This is a genomic window from Shewanella sp. SP2S2-6 (assembly GCF_031931965.1).
GTDB classification, from domain to species: domain Bacteria; phylum Pseudomonadota; class Gammaproteobacteria; order Enterobacterales; family Shewanellaceae; genus Shewanella; species Shewanella baltica.
In genome coordinates this window covers 58,906-75,260 of sequence record NZ_JAUOEQ010000009.1, presented here as the reverse complement: position 1 = coordinate 75,260, position 16,355 = coordinate 58,906, and the positions used below count along the sequence as shown (strand labels likewise).

Here is a 16,355-nt window from a genome sequence, read left to right as displayed (position 1 = left end):
GTATAGGGCGGTTAATCACCGCCTTAGCTTTCCTATGAAGCCAATTTTTGTTCGTGGTATTTCAAACCAATTCCGTCTGACACTGGCAATTATTTTGTCGGTGGCCTTGCTTGTGGCTAATCATCGCCTCGATCCTGTGCGGCAAAACCTATCCTCTGTCTTTAGTCCATTACAGTATTTAGCCAGCGTGCCCGGTGCGGCGCTTGACTGGTCATCTGAAAGTTTTGCCACCCGCAATATGCTGGCGTTGCAAAATAAAGAGCTGCTCAGGCAACAACTGCTGATGAGTGAACGCTTACAGCGTTTCGAACACTTACGCCAAGAAAATGAGCGTTTGCGTGCACTGTTAGGCTCACCCGCCTATCTGGATTCGCGCAAGATGGTGGCCGAAGTGCTAGAGGTCGCCAGCGATCCTTTCCATCATTACGTGGTGCTGAATCATGGTTCCCGTAGCGGGGTATTTGTCGGTCAGCCCGTGGTGGATGCACAAGGTGTTGTCGGCCAAGTGGTGCAGGTCAGTGAAATGACCAGCCGGGTGTTATTGCTCTCCGATGTATCGCACGGATTACCTGTGCGTATTACCCGTAATGATGTGCGCCTTGTCGCCAATGGTACGGGTGAGCTTGATGAGATAGAACTGCGCCATGTGGCCAAGAGTACTGACATTCGTGTCGGCGATTTATTGGTGACTTCAGGCTTAGGCAATCGTTTCCCCGAAGGTTATCCCGTTGCGCGAGTCATGGAGGTTTTGACTGAAGATGGTCAAAGTTACGCTCGAGTCACGGCCCAACCGTTAGCCGCTTTAGATCGTATTCGTTATGTGTTGTTGATTTGGCCGTCTCCCGATTCGGGTGTGACCTTGCCTAATCAGCCTACAGTCCCCGCTGCGGATCATTCGCTTATTGAAAACTCATCAAAAATTGGCAGTGCGAGTCCAGCGGAAGGTACATCTGCAGACACGACTAAGCCTGTGACTACACCCGCAGCCACTGTGGCCAAACCGGCAACGGAAACCACTCCTCCAGCGACTGAGGTGCACCAATGAGTTTTCAAGCAGCCAATGGGCGCTTCATTGTTTGGGTGACATTATTTATCGGCGTGATCAGCCAGATCATGCCTTTGCCGAGTGTGGTCGATGCTTGGCGTCCCGACTGGTTGTTGATGATTGTGCTCTACTGGTCTATCGCATTACCCCATAGATACAACATTTTAACCGCTTGGGTCTTAGGCCTAGTGTTGGATATTTTATTGGGTGCCACCTTAGGTGTGCGCTCTTTAGCGATGTCTTTGGTGATTTATGTCGCCATCTTGCATTGCCAGCGATTGCGAAATTTCCCTAAGTGGCAACAGTCGTTGGTGATCATGCTGCTCATTTGTATGTATCACTTAGTGATTTACTGGGTCGAGTTTGTCATGCAAGAGGCGGTCTTCGATACGGATCTATTCTTACCTGCGATTTCAGGATTAGTGATCTGGCCTTGGATATTTTGGATTCTACGTCGGGTTCGACGTCATTATAAGGTTCGCTAACTGTGGATTTAGTTTTAGCTTCAACTTCGCCACGTCGCAAAGAATTATTGGCACACATTGGACTCGGTCGTCCTGAGTTTTGTTTCACGCAAGTGGCTCCAGATATCGATGAAACCGTGCAGCAAGGTGAAGCGCCAAGGGATTATGTACGACGTTTAGCCGCCGAAAAAGCCCATGCTGGACTGGCATTATGCGCAGATATGTCACAGCCTGCTGTATTAGGTTCTGATACTATCGTTGTGCTTGAAAACCAAATATTAGGCAAACCACTGGATGTGGCCGATGCTAAGCGTACGCTCATTGAATTATCTGGCCGAACGCATACAGTAATGACCGCTGTGGCGCTGACTTACCAAGCAGATGTAGATTTAAGCTTCAAAACCTCAGTGCGCTTAGTCGAAACACAAGTGCGTTTTTGCGCTTTATCGGCCGCCGATATCGACGCTTATGTCGCTTCACAAGAGCCAATGGATAAAGCCGGTAGTTACGGTATCCAAGGGCTTGGCGGTTGCTTTGTGGCTGAGATTGAAGGCAGTTATTCTGGCGTAGTGGGTTTACCTTTGGTTGAAACACGTGAGTTGTTAGCCGAGGTTGGGCTGATTTAACGCCTTGTTACTGGTATTGCGGCTTGAGGTTAGAATGAACCTTGTGGAGGTTTTAGGCTCTTAATCGAGTATCTCCATGAAGTTACCCTTAGCCTTGATCCTTTATTCGGTTTTCATGCTTAGATAGTGGGTAACTTCTAGTTTGTAACTTCGATTAATTAATCTAGTTTCCCGAATGGGGTGAGTCGTGAATACCAGTCGCTTAAATCCAAATAAAATACAGCGCAAGATGGGTTCAGAATTACTGATCAACGTAACCCCCTCTGAGGCGCGCGTAGCCTTAGTTGAGCATGGCGTGCTGCAAGAAGTACACATTGAACGCCGCATGAAACGGGGTTTAGTTGGCAATATTTACAAAGGTAAAATCAGCCGTGTGTTGCCCGGTATGCAAGCCGCCTTTGTCGATATTGGCTTAGATAAAGCCGCTTTTCTACATGCTTCCGACATAGTGCCGCACACTGAATGCGTTGCCGATGTTGAGAAAGGTCATTTTGTTGTCCGTGATATCGCCGAATTAGTCCGTCAAGGACAAGACATTATGGTGCAAGTGGTTAAAGATCCGCTGGGCACTAAGGGCGCACGCCTGACTACCGATATCACTTTGCCTTCCCGTTATTTAGTCTTTATGCCTGGCTCTAGCCACGTTGGCGTTTCCCAGCGTATCGAGCTTGAAGAAGAGCGCAGTCGCCTCAAGCAAATCACTTTGCCCTATGTCGATGATGACGGTGGTTTTATTATCCGCACTGCCGCCGAAGGTGTGGGTGAGGATGAATTATCCCAAGATGCGGCGTTTTTAAGGCGAGTTTGGTCAAAGGTGAGCGAGCGACGTAAGCGCAGCGGTGTGTCGCTCTTATATCAAGATTTAGCCTTACCCGTGCGGATTGTGCGTGACTTTGTCGGTACTGAACTTGACCGTATTCAAGTCGATTCTCGCCGCACCTTTGCCGAGTTACAGTCCTTTGCCCAAGAGTTTATGCCTGAGATTGCCGAGAAGATTGAGCATTATTCAGGGCCTGCGCCTATTTTCGATCTCTACGATGTGGAGAACGAAATTCAACGCGCGCTTGGTCGTAAGGTTGAGCTCAAGTCTGGCGGCTATTTGATTATCGATCAGACCGAAGCCATGACGACTGTGGATATCAATACCGGCGCCTTTGTTGGGCACAGAAATCTTGAAGAAACCATTTTTAATACCAATCTCGAAGCGACCCAAGCCATAGCGAGGCAGTTACGTCTGCGTAATCTCGGCGGTATCATAATTATCGATTTTATCGACATGATGACGGCGGATCATAAGGCTCGGGTGCTCAGCAGCTTAACCAGCGCTTTGTCTAAAGACAGAGTGAAAACCAATGTAAGTGGATTCTCTGGCTTAGGTTTAGTTGAAATGACCCGTAAGCGAACCCGCGAAAGTCTAGAGCATGTGGTTTGCGGCGAATGCCCCGCCTGCCATGGCACGGGCAGCATGAAGACGGTTGAGACCGTTTCCTATGAAGTGTTTCGCGAAATCATTCGATTAAACCGCGCCTATGATGCCGATGAATTCCTGTTGTACTGTTCGCCAGCCGTGTATCAAAGCCTGCATACCGATGAAAATCATCTGATTGCTGAACTTGAGGTTTACATAGGTAAGCGTATCCGTTTGCAAAATGAGCCTATGTACTCACAGCACAAATACGATGTGGTGATGATGTAGTGGCGGCACCTTTTACTGCAAAAAAACTAAGTCGTTTTTGTTGGCAATTTATCGCGCTAATCTTAGTGCTATTTGCGCTTGCAGTGAGTTTGATCCGTGGCTTATTGCCACAGGTTGATGGGGTGCGCCAGCAACTGGTTGATTACGTAAAAAGCGAATATAAGGTTGATGTGCAAGTGGGGGAATTATCCGCCCACTGGCAAGCGTTTGGTCCGGCAATTAACATAGATAATCTAGTTATCCCGCCGCAGGAGCAGCTGCCTGTTACCCTGATTATCAAGAATGTACAAGTGAAGTTAGATTTTTGGCAATCGCTGCTGACCTTCACGCCGCGTATCGAAGATGTCAATTTTGATGGTGTCCATATCGCGTTAAATATGGACAAGCTGACCGAAAATAATCCCGACGCAACCAATAAAGCGCCGCAAGTTGATTGGCTCTATGCCCTATTGCTCAAGCAACTCGACAGATTTTCGTTAACCCATGCCACAGTGCAGTTGCTGAGTTTGCGCCAAGAGTTTCGCCCGATCCATATTCGCCAGCTAAACTGGCGCAATAACGGTGAGCGTCACCGCGGTGCAGGGGAACTGTATCTCGATGATAATGCCTCTGAGCATGAATCTCTGGGATTACAGTTAGATCTCAATGGCGATGGCGCTAATCCCGACAGCTTAACGGGACAGATTTATCTGGCGGCGAACTCATTAGACTTAGGTGAGTGGGCGTCGCGTCAGCCTAACCCCTATGATGCGAGCAAAAAATTACCCTTAGAAGGGGTCGTTAATCTTAAGGCTTGGCTTACGTTTGCCGATCGCAGCATCAGCTCTGCCATGGTGCATTTTGAGCCGAGTTGGTTGCAATGGACCTTAAAGGAAGCGCCACAACGATTTGAAATCCAAGCGGGTGATATCATTTGGCAGCCAAAGGATTCAGGCTGGGAAGTACAGAGCTCAGGGCTCGACTTTGTCACTAACGGTGAGCATTGGCCGCAGTTAACGCTGGCGGCTAAGCGTCAACATGACGAATTCTTTGCCTATGTGAATCAAGTTAACACTCAAAACCTATTACCCCTGTTACCGCTATTCCCCGGAGTCGATAAAACCGTATTACATCAATGGCATGCTTTAGCGCCTGAAGCCAGCATTGGGCCCATTCGACTGTATCAAAAGGCCGATCAGCCTTTGCTCGCCACTACTGAAGTGAAACAGCTACATTGGCAGAAGGTCGACGGTATCCCCAATACCCATCCTTTAGATCTGAACTTACATTGGCAAGACAAGACGCTGTATTTCTCTTTGCCAGCACAAGTTTATAGCGTGGATTTTGGGGATGAATTTTCGGCGCCACTCGTCTTTAACGGTGCGGCAATTGATGGTCAGTTCAATACTGCAGAGTTGAGTTTAAACGTGTCGCAGTTGCAGCTTGAGAACGATGACATAGGCTTAGATGCTGCGCTTAAATTGGATTTCAGTGCTGCGGCGCATATGGCGCTGGCCGCTAATGTTCATATCAATAATGTCGCCAATGCCGACAAGTATTTCCCCAATAAGGCGATGGGCGAATCGCTGGCTGAATATTTGGATACAGGGCTTAAATCGGGTCAGACTCAAGATGCACAGGTCGTTTGGCGTGGTCCCTTAAACGGGTTCCCCTTCGATGACAATAGCGGCGTGTTTCAAGCGGCATTTACTTTAACGGATGCCCAATTCCAGTTTCAACCCGATTGGCCTGCAGTCACAGACTTATCCCTTAATGCCTTATTTGAAAATGCCCGTATGGACCTTTGGCTCAACCAAGGCAAGCTAATGAACGTGGATGCCACGGGGGCCCATGTATTTATTCCCGCGATTGGCGAGCACACGCTGCTAAGGATTGAAGCTGAACTTGCCACCCAAGGCAGCGCGGCGACTAAGGTGTTACAAGCCTCGCCTTTGGCGGGTTCAGTGGGTAAAACCTTAGATGTCGTGCAAGTGCAAGGCGCTGTGACTGGCAATTTGGATATCAGTATTCCGCTGTATGAAGGAGGCGCAGAAGATATTCGTGGTCAAATTAGTTTTGATAACACGCCTGTGTATATTGCCCAGCCCGGACTGCAGCTTAATGGCGTAACGGGTATCGTCGACTTTGCGAATGAGGTGGTGACAGGTAAAGGTATTAAAGCGCGTTTGTTCGAACAGCCGCTCAACTTAACCTTTGATACTCAGCCTAAAGGCAAAGATTTTGGCCTTAATCTATTACTCAAAAGTCGTTGGGATCTGAATCGTCTCCCCGAAGAATTGCATAATCCTTTGAGTGATTTTTATCAGGGTAAAATCAGTTGGGACGGCGCTATGACTATGCTGTTTACTGAAAAAGGTTATCAAATCCAAGCCAAAGTGACTTCGGATATGGTTGGCACTCAACTGTCATTCCCGGGATATTTTGCCAAACCCGAAGATGAGCCGCGGCCTTTAGTCGCTGAGTTTATTGGCGATCAAAATGATGCGACCTTAAATGTAAAGCTGGCGAGTCATGCCGAGTTTATCGGTGGTTTCGATACTGAAAAAGGCGCTAACTTTAGTTATTTTGATTTGTTATTGGGGCGTTTATTCGATGAGGATGAAGCCCGAAATACTGAGAAAGGTCATATTCAAATTGACCTTGGTAAGGCGAAACTAGCCGACTGGTTACCTGTGATTAATGCCTTTGTTGGCCAAGAGAAATTACCTAAAACCGGCATCCTCGTCGACGATATCGCCCATGACAGTTTATTCCCTGCGGTGGCGAGTATCGATTCCCATATTGGCCGCCTCGACCTTTTAGGACAACAGCTGACCGAGCTTAGGCTCAATGCGAAACCCAATGAAACGGGCTGGCGTTTTAATACCGTTGCCAACGAATTTGACGGCTGGGTCGATTTCTATCCCAACTGGCGAACCCAAGGCCTCAAAGTTGTGGCGAGCAAATTCTATTTTTCACCCGAGGTTAAGTCGGATACCGATGCCGATTTTGCCAGTGATCAAGTGCTCACTAACCTGCCACCCGTGGCCGTGAATGTGGAGGATTTTCGTTTCTTCGATAAGCCTTTTGGCAAGCTAGTCTTGCAGGCGGGCCCACAAGCGGCAGGCTATAAAATCCAAACCCTGTCGTTGACTACGCCCAATGTGACCTTGCAGGGCAGTGGTATTTGGCAACAACAGGCAGGGCAGAATAAAACTGATTTGAGTGTCGAATTGAACGCCACTCAGTTTAATTACCTCTCGGCCCAATTGGGCATAGATCCCGGCGTCAATGAAGCGCCATTAAAGGTTAACGCGGATTTGTCTTGGCAAGGTGCGCCTTATGCTTTCTCCCTCGAAACCTTAAATGGCAAGGTGAAGTTCGACTTAGGCAAAGGGCATTTATCTCAGGTGAGTGATAAGGGCGCGCGCATTTTTTCCTTGTTCAGCTTAGATTCTTTGGTACGCAAACTGTCGCTGGATTTCACCGATGTCTTCGGTCAGGGCATGTATTTCAACTCCTTCAATGGCAATCTGCAAATTGATAACGGTGTAGTGAAAACCACTGATACCGAAATGGATGCGATTGCGGGCAATATGAAGGTCCGTGGCTATACGGATCTCACCACTGAAAGTTTGAATTACGACATCCGCTTTGTGCCGCAATTAGCCTCGAGTGTGCCGACTGTGGTATTGCTCAGTACCAGTGCGTGGACGCTCGGTCTGGGCGCATTTGCGCTGACAAAAGTGCTTGAGCCTGTGATTGAGGTGATTTCAGAAATTCGTTTTCGGGTGACCGGCACTATGGCTGAACCTGTGGTTGAAGAGCTGGAGCGTAAGAGTAAAGAAATTGAAATTCCTGAGGCCATTTTACCTGTTGTTGGAGTTGAGCGCCCAGCGGCGCCGACCGAAGCCGCAAGTCATAATACCGATATCACTCAGCCGGTAGAGACGAAATCTGAGCCACAGCTTCAAGAAGCACAATCAGAAGCGCTTGAGCCAAAAGACGTTAAGCCTGAAGAGGCCAGAACTGAAGAATCAAAGTCAGAAGAGCCAAAGCCAGCCACAGATCAAATGAAAGCGCCCGATTTAAAGTTGGTGCAACCTCAAGCAACGCCTTCGCCTGAAGCGCCGAACACGCCTGCCACACCAGAGAATCAGCCAGCAGTAGAACCGATTAAGCAAATTCAGGGAGATCAGAATGCACATCAGCCTGTTGCAATGTCAGAGCAGTCGCGACGTCAGCGCCAATCTGCTGTTTATCGAATCGCAGCTTAACGAACTCAAACGGGATGCCGATGCGCCCCATTTAGTCGTGTTGCCCGAATGCAGTTTACTGTTTGGTGGCCACGAAAGTCAGCAACTCGCCTATGCGGGTGATGCTCATCAGAGCCCGCTCAAATCGGCGTTAAGTGCACTGGCCGCCAAATATCAGGTATTTATGGTGGCAGGTACTATTCCGGCGCTGGCTGAGGATGGCCGCGTCTATAGCCGCAGTTATCTGTTTGATGATAAAGGTGATACTTTAGGGCATTACGATAAGCTGCATCTCTTTGATGTGGATGTTGCCGATGGTACAAAGCAATATCGTGAGAGCGAAACCTTCTGCCCCGGTGATCACATTAGCGTTATCGATACACCTTTTGGCAAAATTGGCCTAGCCATCTGTTATGATTTACGCTTTCCCGACTTATTTAGGGCGATGCGTCTTGCGGGGGCCGAGATCATTACCTTGCCATCGGCCTTTACCAAAGTGACAGGTGAAGCCCATTGGCAAGTCTTGTTACAGGCCAGAGCGATTGAAACCCAATGCGTTATTCTTGCTGCAGCTCAGTGGGGACAGCATAACGAAGGCAGTCGTGAAACTTGGGGGCAGAGCATGATAGTCGGTCCTTGGGGCAATATTTTGGCTGAACGTAAAACGGGTACGGGTTGGGTGCAGGCCGAGGTCGATTTAACCGAACTGCACAGTATTCGCCGTAAAATGCCCGTGATGCAGCATAATCGTTTCCTTGAGCCAAGCTTGAAATAACCGCCCGCACTGGCGAGCGGCAATACCGAATTAGACAGCGATTTACGTACAGAATTAGTACAGCGAATTTACACTCAGAATATCAAGATCCCTTGGGGTCAAAGAGAGCATAGATGCCATTTTTAGCACAAGTAGAGCAAAGTTTATTGAAGAATGGGTTAGCGTTAGAGGGGCTGCAAACCTATCTAAACACCATACATCAGCACAAAATCGATTATTCCGATCTCTATTTTCAAGGTAGTCGCCACGAGTCTTGGGTGCTGGAAGACGGCATCATTAAAGACGGTAGTTTCCATATCGAACGCGGTGTAGGCGTGCGTGCGATCAGCGGTGAAAAAACCGGTTTCGCCTATGCCGATGATATTACGCCAGCAGCCCTAAGCGCTGCCGCACAGGCCGCACGCGGCATTGCCAGTGCCGGTGAGCAAACTCAGGTTCAAGCCTTTAAACGTCAAAAAGCCTTGGCGTTATACGACAGTTTAGATCCGATTGCGGCGATGGAAGAAGTCAAAAAAATCAATCTGCTGAAAGAAGCAGATGCTTTTATTCGCAGTTTAGATAGCCGCATTATTCAAGTCGTTGTTAGCCTTGCGGGCGTGCACGAAGAAATCCTTATCGCTGCCAGCGATGGCACTTTAGCGGCCGATATTCGTCCTTTAGTGCGCTTTAACTGTAGCGTGATCTTAGAAGAAAACGGTAAACGTGAACGTGGCGGTGCCGGTGGCGGTGGTCGTCATGACTACGGCGTGTTAATGGCAAGCGATGACACAGGTTTACCTATGTGCTTCGCCTTTGCCCGCGAAGCTGTGCGTCAAGCGCAGGTCAATCTTAATGCTATTGATGCGCCAGCGGGCGAAATGCCAGTGGTGTTAGGCAATGGCTGGCCCGGCGTATTGCTCCACGAAGCGGTTGGACATGGTTTAGAGGGCGACTTTAACCGTAAGGGCAGCAGTGCTTTCAGCGGTAAGATGGGTCAGTTAGTCGCCTCTAAGTTAGTGACTGTGGTCGATGATGGCACCTTGCCTAATCGTCGCGGTTCACTCAGCATCGACGATGAAGGTGTGCCGACTCAAAGAACCGTATTGATTGAAGACGGTATTTTAAAGGGTTACATCCAAGACAAACTCAATGCTCGTTTGATGGGCGTTGCGCCAACGGGTAACGGTCGCCGCGAATCTTACGCGCATTTACCTATGCCACGTATGACTAACACCTATATGACGGCGGGTGAGTCGGATCCAAGCGAGATCATCAAGTCAGTGAAGAAGGGCATTTACGCCCCGAACTTTGGCGGTGGCCAAGTGGATATCACTTCGGGTAAGTTTGTGTTCTCCGCATCCGAAGCCTATTTGATTGAAAATGGTGAAGTCACACAAGCCATTAAGGGCGCCACCTTAATCGGTAACGGCCCTGAGGCCATGAGTCAGATTTCTATGGTCGGTAACGATATGGCTTTAGATCAAGGTGTTGGCGTTTGCGGTAAAGACGGTCAAAGTGTCCCTGTAGGCGTAGGTCAACCAACCTTGAAGTTAGATCGCTTAACTGTGGGTGGTACGGCTTAGTATTCGTTGAGCTTGTAGATGCGCGATGGCGATAAGTGCGTTAACTGGCAAGGCTTTGTTCGGCTTCATGCTCATATTGAAATGTATGCTCATGTTCATGCTTAAGCGCATGAGCATGTTGAGCGCCAAGGAGCAAAACTGAGATAAATCGCCTTAGTCGCTCGGTCGAAGAGTACTAGGTTCGATCCTCTGTGATCGTCCTTCTAGCCGCTTACCATGATGGATGTTATCATTCGCAAAGGAAATTAGAGTAACTACTCTAGAGGTGTTAATGAAACTATCACGTGTGGCTTGGCTGTGTTTACTGCCCTTGCCTTGTTTATTGCCTTTGGCTGGCCATGCCCAGCCCACGAGCTTCACCGACGCTTGGCAACAAGTGCTGAAGGTGAGCGACAAGTTGCAAGCGCAATCCCAGGAAGTTAATCGCGCTAAAGGTGAAGAAGAGGCGGGCGAGAGCTTAAATCTGCCTTCTTTAGAAATTCACGGTAGCTATACTCATCTAGATAAACCGATAGAGTTTGATTTAAAAGAGTTAAATTCAGTTATATCTATCCCGCCTTCGCTGGGGGGCATCATTGCGGGTATTCCCCCGTTGCCCTTAAGCGAGCAAGATATTTTTAATGCTAGTTTGCAGGCTATGTGGCCGATTTATACGGGCGGGCAGATCACCGCAGCCCAAGGCATACACGCGGCTATGGTGGCTGAGAAGCAACAAGAATTACAGCTTGCCACCCGTGATTTATTTACCTTGCTGGTGGACAGATATTACGCTGTTGATGTCACGCTGGCATTGGTGAACACCCAAACCGATCTCGTTGGCTCTTTAACTAAGCATGTTGATCATGCGCTAGCGTTAGAGCGAGAAGGGCAAATAGCTAAGGTTGAGCGCCTCAATGCGCAGGTCGCCTTAGACAATGCCAAAGTCAATTTAGGCAGCGCTCGCCGTCAACATGAAATGGCGGTTATCGCCCTGTCGCGTATGTTGCAGCAAAGCGATGTCGGCACTGAGTCACCTTTATTTGTCTTGCCGCATGCGCCGTCTTTGGGTCAGCTCACCCAAGTGACGCTGAGCCAACATCCTGCACTCAAATTACTCGAAGCAAAAGAAGCTCAAGCAAACGGTTTAATCTCATTGGAAAAAGGCAAATACCATCCAACGGTCTTTCTCTTTGGTAACTATACCTTGTATGAAGAAGACACTTTATTGTCGAGTATTACGCCTAACTGGATGGTAGGTGTCGGTGTAAATATCCCTCTGCTCAGCCGCGACGGTCGCAGTGGTAAGGTCGAAGCTGCCAAGAGTGCACTCTTGCAAGCCCGTTACACCAAGGCGCAAACTCGGCAAGACTTGAGTCTGTTACTGGACCAAAGCTATCGCCAATTATTACAGGCCGAAGAAGAAGTGACGGCGCTCGATACCTCACTCGAACTCGCCACCGAAAACCTGCGCCTACGTGAAATCGCCTTTAATCAAGGGCTTTCAACTTCTATCGACAGAGTCGATGCCGAGCTGAAACTCAGCGCAGTCAAAACTCAACAACTGGCCGCCCGTTATCGTTATGTGCAAGCCTATGCCAGATTAATGGCCATCAGTGGTCAATTAGATGAATTTATCGGTCGTACCATAGCCCTTACCCAAGTGCAGGAGACAAACAATGCGCGCTAACAGAATACTTGCCCTTGTGGCGTTGGTCGCATTAGGCCTTATCTTGGCCTATGGCCTCAAGCTGGCTTACAGTCCGCAGCCGAGCCTGTTACAGGGCCAGATTGAAGCCCGCGAATACAATGTCTCCTCTAAGGTGCCAGGCCGTGTTGAGCAAGTGCTGGTGCGCCGTGGTGACAGTGTGGCCGAAGGTGATTTGCTGTTCGCCATCAACAGCCCTGAGTTGGATGCTAAGTTGATGCAAGCCGAAGGTGGCCGCGATGCCGCTAAAGCGATGCAGCTTGAAGCTAACAACGGTGCCCGTAGCCAAGAAGTGATGGCGGCCAAAGAGCAATGGCTCAAGGCACAGGCAGCTGCAACGCTGGCTAAAACCACTTATACTCGCGTCGAAAATCTCTTCAACGAAGGTGTGGCCGCGAGACAAAAACGCGATGAAGCCTTTACCCAATGGCAAGCGGCGAAATACACAGAGCAAGCGGCGTTAGCCATGTATCAAATGGCACAGGAAGGCGCGCGGGTCGAAACCAAAGCCGCTGCCGCAGGTAACGCCCGTATGGCCGAAGGTGCGGTAAAAGAAGTTAACGCCATTATGCAAGATAGCCAAATGCGCGCGCCTAAGTCGGGTGAAATCAGCGACGTGTTATTGCAGGCGGGTGAATTAGCGCCTAGCGGTTTTCCGATTGTGAGCCTGATTGATATGCAGGATTCATGGGCTGTGTTCCAAGTGCGCGAAGACCTACTTAAGCGCTTCAAGCAAGGCCAAAAAGTTCAGCTGAATATTCCAGCACTCGGGCAAGATGTGGAATTTACTGTGTCCCATATCAGCGTGATGGGCGATTTTGCTACTTGGCGTTCGACCGAAAGTGGTCATGATTTTGATATGCGCACCTTCGAAGTGGAATTGCGTCCAAGCCAGCCGATTGCCGATCTGCGTGTCGGTATGTCTGTGTTGCTGCGCAGTGAGTAAAAGCCGTGACTGAACGCACGCCCAACGCCAATACGGTCGACAAAACTAAGGATGAATCACAGCCATCGAGCAGAAGCTTTATGGCCTTGCTCATCGCGTTAGTTCGCCGTGAGCTCAATGCGCTGTGGCGCGACCCTTGGCAGCTGGCGTTGATCAGTTATATTCCGCTGATCGGGATGTTATGCCTGTGGTGGCTATTCAGTGCGGGGTTGCCAAGGCAATTACCGGTGGCGATTGTCGATCAAGACCACAGTCAGTTAAGCCGCATGCTGACCCGTCAGCTAAAGGCAAATCCTGTGACTGAGCCACAAAACTTCACCGATTTAGCCGCGGCTGTGTCGGCGATGCAGCAGGCGAAAGTCTACGCTATCGTGGTCTTTCCCTATGATATGAAAAAAGATTTGCTCACTGGCCACAAGCCCACCATAGATGTGCGCTACAACAGCCAATTTTTGCTGGTGGGCAAGTTACTCTCAAGCCAAATTCAGCTGAGTCTGGGTGATGGTTTGTTGCAAGTCGCGGGTTTAAAACAGCTCGCCAACGGTACACCTAAATCCCAAGTGGCAGTCAATTTAAGCCCAATCAAAAGCCAAACAACGGCTTTGTTTAACCGAAATAACAACTATATAGGCTTCTTAGTGCCGCCAGTGCTCGTTGCGCTGTGGCAATTATTATCTATGTTGGTCATGGCCAACAGCTTAAATCGAGAGCTGCATTTAGCGCCCACGACTCAGGTCAATGGCATAGCAAATACCTTAACCGAGCATTTTTGGCCTAAGGTGCTGGCCAAATTAGTGTTGTTTACGCCGATATTGATGCTGCAGGGCGGCTTTATTTTAGCTTGGCTGTACTTGTATCTCGCGCTGCCGATGGCCGGCAGTTTAGCCCTATTGCTGTTAGCGCAATTAGTGATGTTGCTGGCGGTCTGGAGTGTGGTGTTATTAATCTTTGTGGTAATGCGTGACAGTGCGCGGGTCATCAGTTTTTGCACAGCCTTATTTGCGCCCGCTTTTGCCTTTATGGGGATCACTTTCCCCACCCATGATATGCCGCAATTGGCGCAGTGGTGGCGACAGATAATGCCGTCGAGCCACTATATTGAGTCCCATGTGAGCGTCGTCAGTTACGGCGCCGCTTGGCCTAATGTGGCGAGCCAGCTCAGCAGTTATTGGGGCTTTATCTGTTTGCTGCCTTTGATCTATTTGTTATCGCGTAAATTACTGCCCATCACGATCACCGCCAATACTATCGTGACTGCATATGACTCGGACGCAGCCTTACCTGCGAAGGAGCAATAGGATGAATATGTGGCGACTGATATTAACTGAACTTAAGGCCATTATTAGCGATAAAGCGATCGCAGTGACCTTGTTTGGTGGTGTGCTGTTTTATTCGATTTTATATCCTTTACCTTATCTGAACCAAGTGCCGACCGAGCAACAACTGATCGTGGTAGATTTAGATCATTCCTCCCTAAGCCGCCAGTTGATCCGCCATGCTGACGCTAGTGCAAAAATCCAAGTCATAGGCCAAGTGGGTTCGATTACCGAGGCGAAGCGTTTTATTGAGACGCGCAAGGCCCACGGCTTACTGGTGATCCCAGAAGGTTTCCGCCGTGACTTAATGCTGGGTAAGGGAGTGACGTTAAGTTATGGCGGCGATGCCAGTTATTTCCTGATTTACTCCGCGGTTGTCGAAGGCTTAGTGAGCGCGGGTATGGACGCGGGCAAGCAAGTGCAATTGATTGGCATGTTGGCCCAAGGCACAAATCCTAAACAGGCTGAGCAGAGTGTCAACTCAATTCACCTCAATAGCGTGCCCGCCTTTAACCCAAGCCTAGGTTATACGCCCTATGTAGTACCTGGACTATTTTTGCTGATCTTGCATCAAACCTTGCTCATAGGCACAGGTATTTTAGGGGCAGGGCAATGGCGCCAGAAAGGCTATTGGCAGCAGGTCTCGCCCATACAACTTTTATGTGGGCGAATACTCGCCTTCATGTTGATTTATCTTTTCTTTACTAGTTTTTACGTCGGCTATTGTTATCACTGGTATCACGTCAGCATTCAGGCAAGTCTGGGTGTTGTCGCGTTATGGTTGTTACCTTTTTTATTGGCTACCGCCGCTGCTGGGGTCGCCATGAGCACCTTGTTTACCCGCCGCGATTTACCGACCCAAGTGCTACTGTTGATTTCAATGCCAATTCTATTCGTGTCAGGTTTTGTCTGGCCGATAGCGCTCATTCCTGAACCACTGGTTTTAGGTTCGCAGTTTATCCCTGCCGTTCCCGCAATTATGGGCATGTTAGAACTCAATCAAATGGGCGCAAGTTGGGCGAGTGTGATGCCCAAGTGGCTACAACTCTGGGGCTTATTTGCGGTTTTCTTCGGCTTAGCTTTCTTAGGTATTAAGCGCAGAGCGAGATTGTTGGCTGAAGCTAATCAGCTTTGATGGGACTCGCGGGACAGAGCATCTCGCGAGTGTTTACAGGTCTTGTACTTTACAGGGGCAGTTTAGGTACTTCTGGAATTAATCTTTAGAAGTAGAGACTTTCAACAATTTTACCATCCACGAGCATATCGCACTTATCGCCTGAGCTCGACTTAGTCGCTTGAATGACGCCAGCAATCGCGCCAAATGCGCCACCTTGGCTGCTGAGCACTGAGCCGAAATAGCATTGGCTAGAAATCTTGAAATCCTTGTATTTGCCGCTCAAATTTTGGGTCGGAGTATAAGGAGGGAAAGTGCCTTTCATAACAGAGTCGCCATTTACTGAGAGTGAAATGTTTTTGCGTTCTGTATCAAAACTGCCACCAAAAACTAGGTTAATACCATCGATTTCAACGGTTTTTTCTTGAGCGATAATAGGTGGTTTTGCGGCGCAGGCGGCGAGAAAACAGCTGCCAATGGCCAGAGAGATTAAAGTAATTTTACGCATGTCATCTTCCTTTTGATGCGATAAAACAAATGAAGCAGTCGCTTCGCAAATTAAACGGCCCCTGTTTAGTTTTGCCGAACGATTATATCTATATCTGCTTCATTTCCAATAACAAATTTAATACAAATGAAAAATTATCCTGTCTTGAGCTTATCCCTGCTTATTCCGTTAAGTTAACTCTCATCGCGCAGATAGCCAGCAAAGTGCCCTTGTTGGGTTGTCTTCTTATTGGTTTTGGGGGAGAATGCGCGCCGAAAAAATGGCCGAGGTACTCAGTATCTCGGTTAATTTATTTAGAGAGTATGCGTTTTAAAACAATTGAGGCCGGTAAACATCCGGAAATGATATGAGGTTCGGCTGAACCTATTTTAATGAGGACAAATC

Annotated in this window: 12 protein-coding genes; 11 read left to right on the top strand and 1 reads right to left on the bottom strand. The window is 48.8% G+C overall.

Features of this window, described 5'->3' with window-relative positions:
- Positions 1–34: 34 nt before the first annotated feature.
- The 11 genes from mreC (at position 35) to Q4Q57_RS08950 (ending at position 15,484) form a co-directional block, all read left to right on the top strand.
- Positions 35–1,045 carry a rod shape-determining protein MreC gene (mreC, locus tag Q4Q57_RS09000; RefSeq protein WP_006087041.1) on the top strand — a complete coding sequence of 337 codons (1,011 nt, stop codon included), beginning with the start codon at positions 35–37 and terminating at the stop codon, positions 1,043–1,045.
- Positions 1,042–1,530 carry a rod shape-determining protein MreD gene (gene mreD / locus Q4Q57_RS08995; protein WP_006083254.1) on the top strand — a complete coding sequence of 163 codons (489 nt, stop codon included), beginning with the start codon at positions 1,042–1,044 and terminating at the stop codon, positions 1,528–1,530. The genes mreC and mreD overlap by 4 nt, the downstream gene beginning before the upstream one ends.
- A gap of 2 nt (positions 1,531–1,532) precedes the next feature.
- Positions 1,533–2,135 (top strand): Maf family protein, encoded by a 603-nt coding sequence (locus Q4Q57_RS08990; RefSeq protein ID WP_006087040.1) that lies wholly within the window; start codon positions 1,533–1,535, stop codon positions 2,133–2,135.
- A 229-nt stretch (positions 2,136–2,364) separates the two neighbouring features.
- Positions 2,365–3,831 (top strand): ribonuclease G, encoded by a 1,467-nt coding sequence (gene rng, locus Q4Q57_RS08985; RefSeq protein ID WP_006087039.1) that lies wholly within the window; start codon positions 2,365–2,367, stop codon positions 3,829–3,831.
- Positions 3,831–8,087 (top strand): YhdP family protein, encoded by a 4,257-nt coding sequence (locus Q4Q57_RS08980; protein ID WP_311890621.1) that lies wholly within the window; start codon positions 3,831–3,833, stop codon positions 8,085–8,087. The genes rng and Q4Q57_RS08980 overlap by 1 nt, the downstream gene beginning before the upstream one ends.
- Positions 8,011–8,841 carry a carbon-nitrogen hydrolase family protein gene (locus tag Q4Q57_RS08975; protein WP_107402719.1) on the top strand — a complete coding sequence of 277 codons (831 nt, stop codon included), beginning with the start codon at positions 8,011–8,013 and terminating at the stop codon, positions 8,839–8,841. The genes Q4Q57_RS08980 and Q4Q57_RS08975 overlap by 77 nt, the downstream gene beginning before the upstream one ends.
- Before the next feature lie 113 nt (positions 8,842–8,954).
- Positions 8,955–10,403 (top strand): metalloprotease TldD, encoded by a 1,449-nt coding sequence (gene tldD / locus Q4Q57_RS08970; protein WP_006083249.1) that lies wholly within the window; start codon positions 8,955–8,957, stop codon positions 10,401–10,403.
- A 271-nt stretch (positions 10,404–10,674) separates the two neighbouring features.
- Positions 10,675–12,069 carry a TolC family protein gene (locus Q4Q57_RS08965; protein WP_259574097.1) on the top strand — a complete coding sequence of 465 codons (1,395 nt, stop codon included), beginning with the start codon at positions 10,675–10,677 and terminating at the stop codon, positions 12,067–12,069.
- Positions 12,059–13,033, top strand: a complete 975-nt coding sequence (locus Q4Q57_RS08960) for an efflux RND transporter periplasmic adaptor subunit (protein ID WP_311890620.1) — start codon at positions 12,059–12,061, stop codon at positions 13,031–13,033. Before Q4Q57_RS08965 ends, Q4Q57_RS08960 begins: the two co-directional genes overlap by 11 nt.
- An 80-nt stretch (positions 13,034–13,113) precedes the next feature.
- On the top strand, positions 13,114–14,331 hold the full coding sequence (locus tag Q4Q57_RS08955; RefSeq protein WP_311890647.1) for an ABC transporter permease: 1,218 nt from the start codon (positions 13,114–13,116) through the stop codon (positions 14,329–14,331).
- A 1-nt stretch (position 14,332) separates the two neighbouring features.
- Positions 14,333–15,484, top strand: coding sequence for an ABC transporter permease (locus tag Q4Q57_RS08950; protein WP_311890619.1), 1,152 nt, complete (start codon positions 14,333–14,335; stop codon positions 15,482–15,484).
- A gap of 85 nt (positions 15,485–15,569) precedes the next feature.
- Here Q4Q57_RS08950 and Q4Q57_RS08945 read toward each other — a convergent pair whose 3' ends face one another.
- The gene (locus Q4Q57_RS08945) at positions 15,570–15,971 is read right to left on the bottom strand and encodes a hypothetical protein (protein ID WP_220776333.1); all 402 of its coding nucleotides are present in this window, start codon (positions 15,969–15,971) and stop codon (positions 15,570–15,572) included.
- Between the last annotated feature and the right edge of the window lie 384 nt (positions 15,972–16,355).

What these genes read in the sequence shown, in the direction of transcription:
- mreC (WP_006087041.1), top strand. Translation starts at nt 35, where the DNA reads ATGAAGCCAATTTTTGTTCGTGGTATTTCAAACCAATTCCGTCTGACA.
- mreD (WP_006083254.1), top strand. Translation starts at nt 1,042, where the DNA reads ATGAGTTTTCAAGCAGCCAATGGGCGCTTCATTGTTTGGGTGACATTA.
- rng (WP_006087039.1), top strand. Translation starts at nt 2,365, where the DNA reads ATGGGTTCAGAATTACTGATCAACGTAACCCCCTCTGAGGCGCGCGTA.
- Q4Q57_RS08975 (WP_107402719.1), top strand. Translation starts at nt 8,011, where the DNA reads ATGCACATCAGCCTGTTGCAATGTCAGAGCAGTCGCGACGTCAGCGCC.
- tldD (WP_006083249.1), top strand. Translation starts at nt 8,955, where the DNA reads ATGCCATTTTTAGCACAAGTAGAGCAAAGTTTATTGAAGAATGGGTTA.
- Q4Q57_RS08965 (WP_259574097.1), top strand. Translation starts at nt 10,675, where the DNA reads ATGAAACTATCACGTGTGGCTTGGCTGTGTTTACTGCCCTTGCCTTGT.
- Q4Q57_RS08960 (WP_311890620.1), top strand. Translation starts at nt 12,059, where the DNA reads ATGCGCGCTAACAGAATACTTGCCCTTGTGGCGTTGGTCGCATTAGGC.
- Q4Q57_RS08955 (WP_311890647.1), top strand. Translation starts at nt 13,114, where the DNA reads ATGGCCTTGCTCATCGCGTTAGTTCGCCGTGAGCTCAATGCGCTGTGG.
- Q4Q57_RS08950 (WP_311890619.1), top strand. Translation starts at nt 14,333, where the DNA reads ATGAATATGTGGCGACTGATATTAACTGAACTTAAGGCCATTATTAGC.
- Q4Q57_RS08945 (WP_220776333.1), bottom strand. Translation starts at nt 15,971, where the DNA reads ATGCGTAAAATTACTTTAATCTCTCTGGCCATTGGCAGCTGTTTTCTC.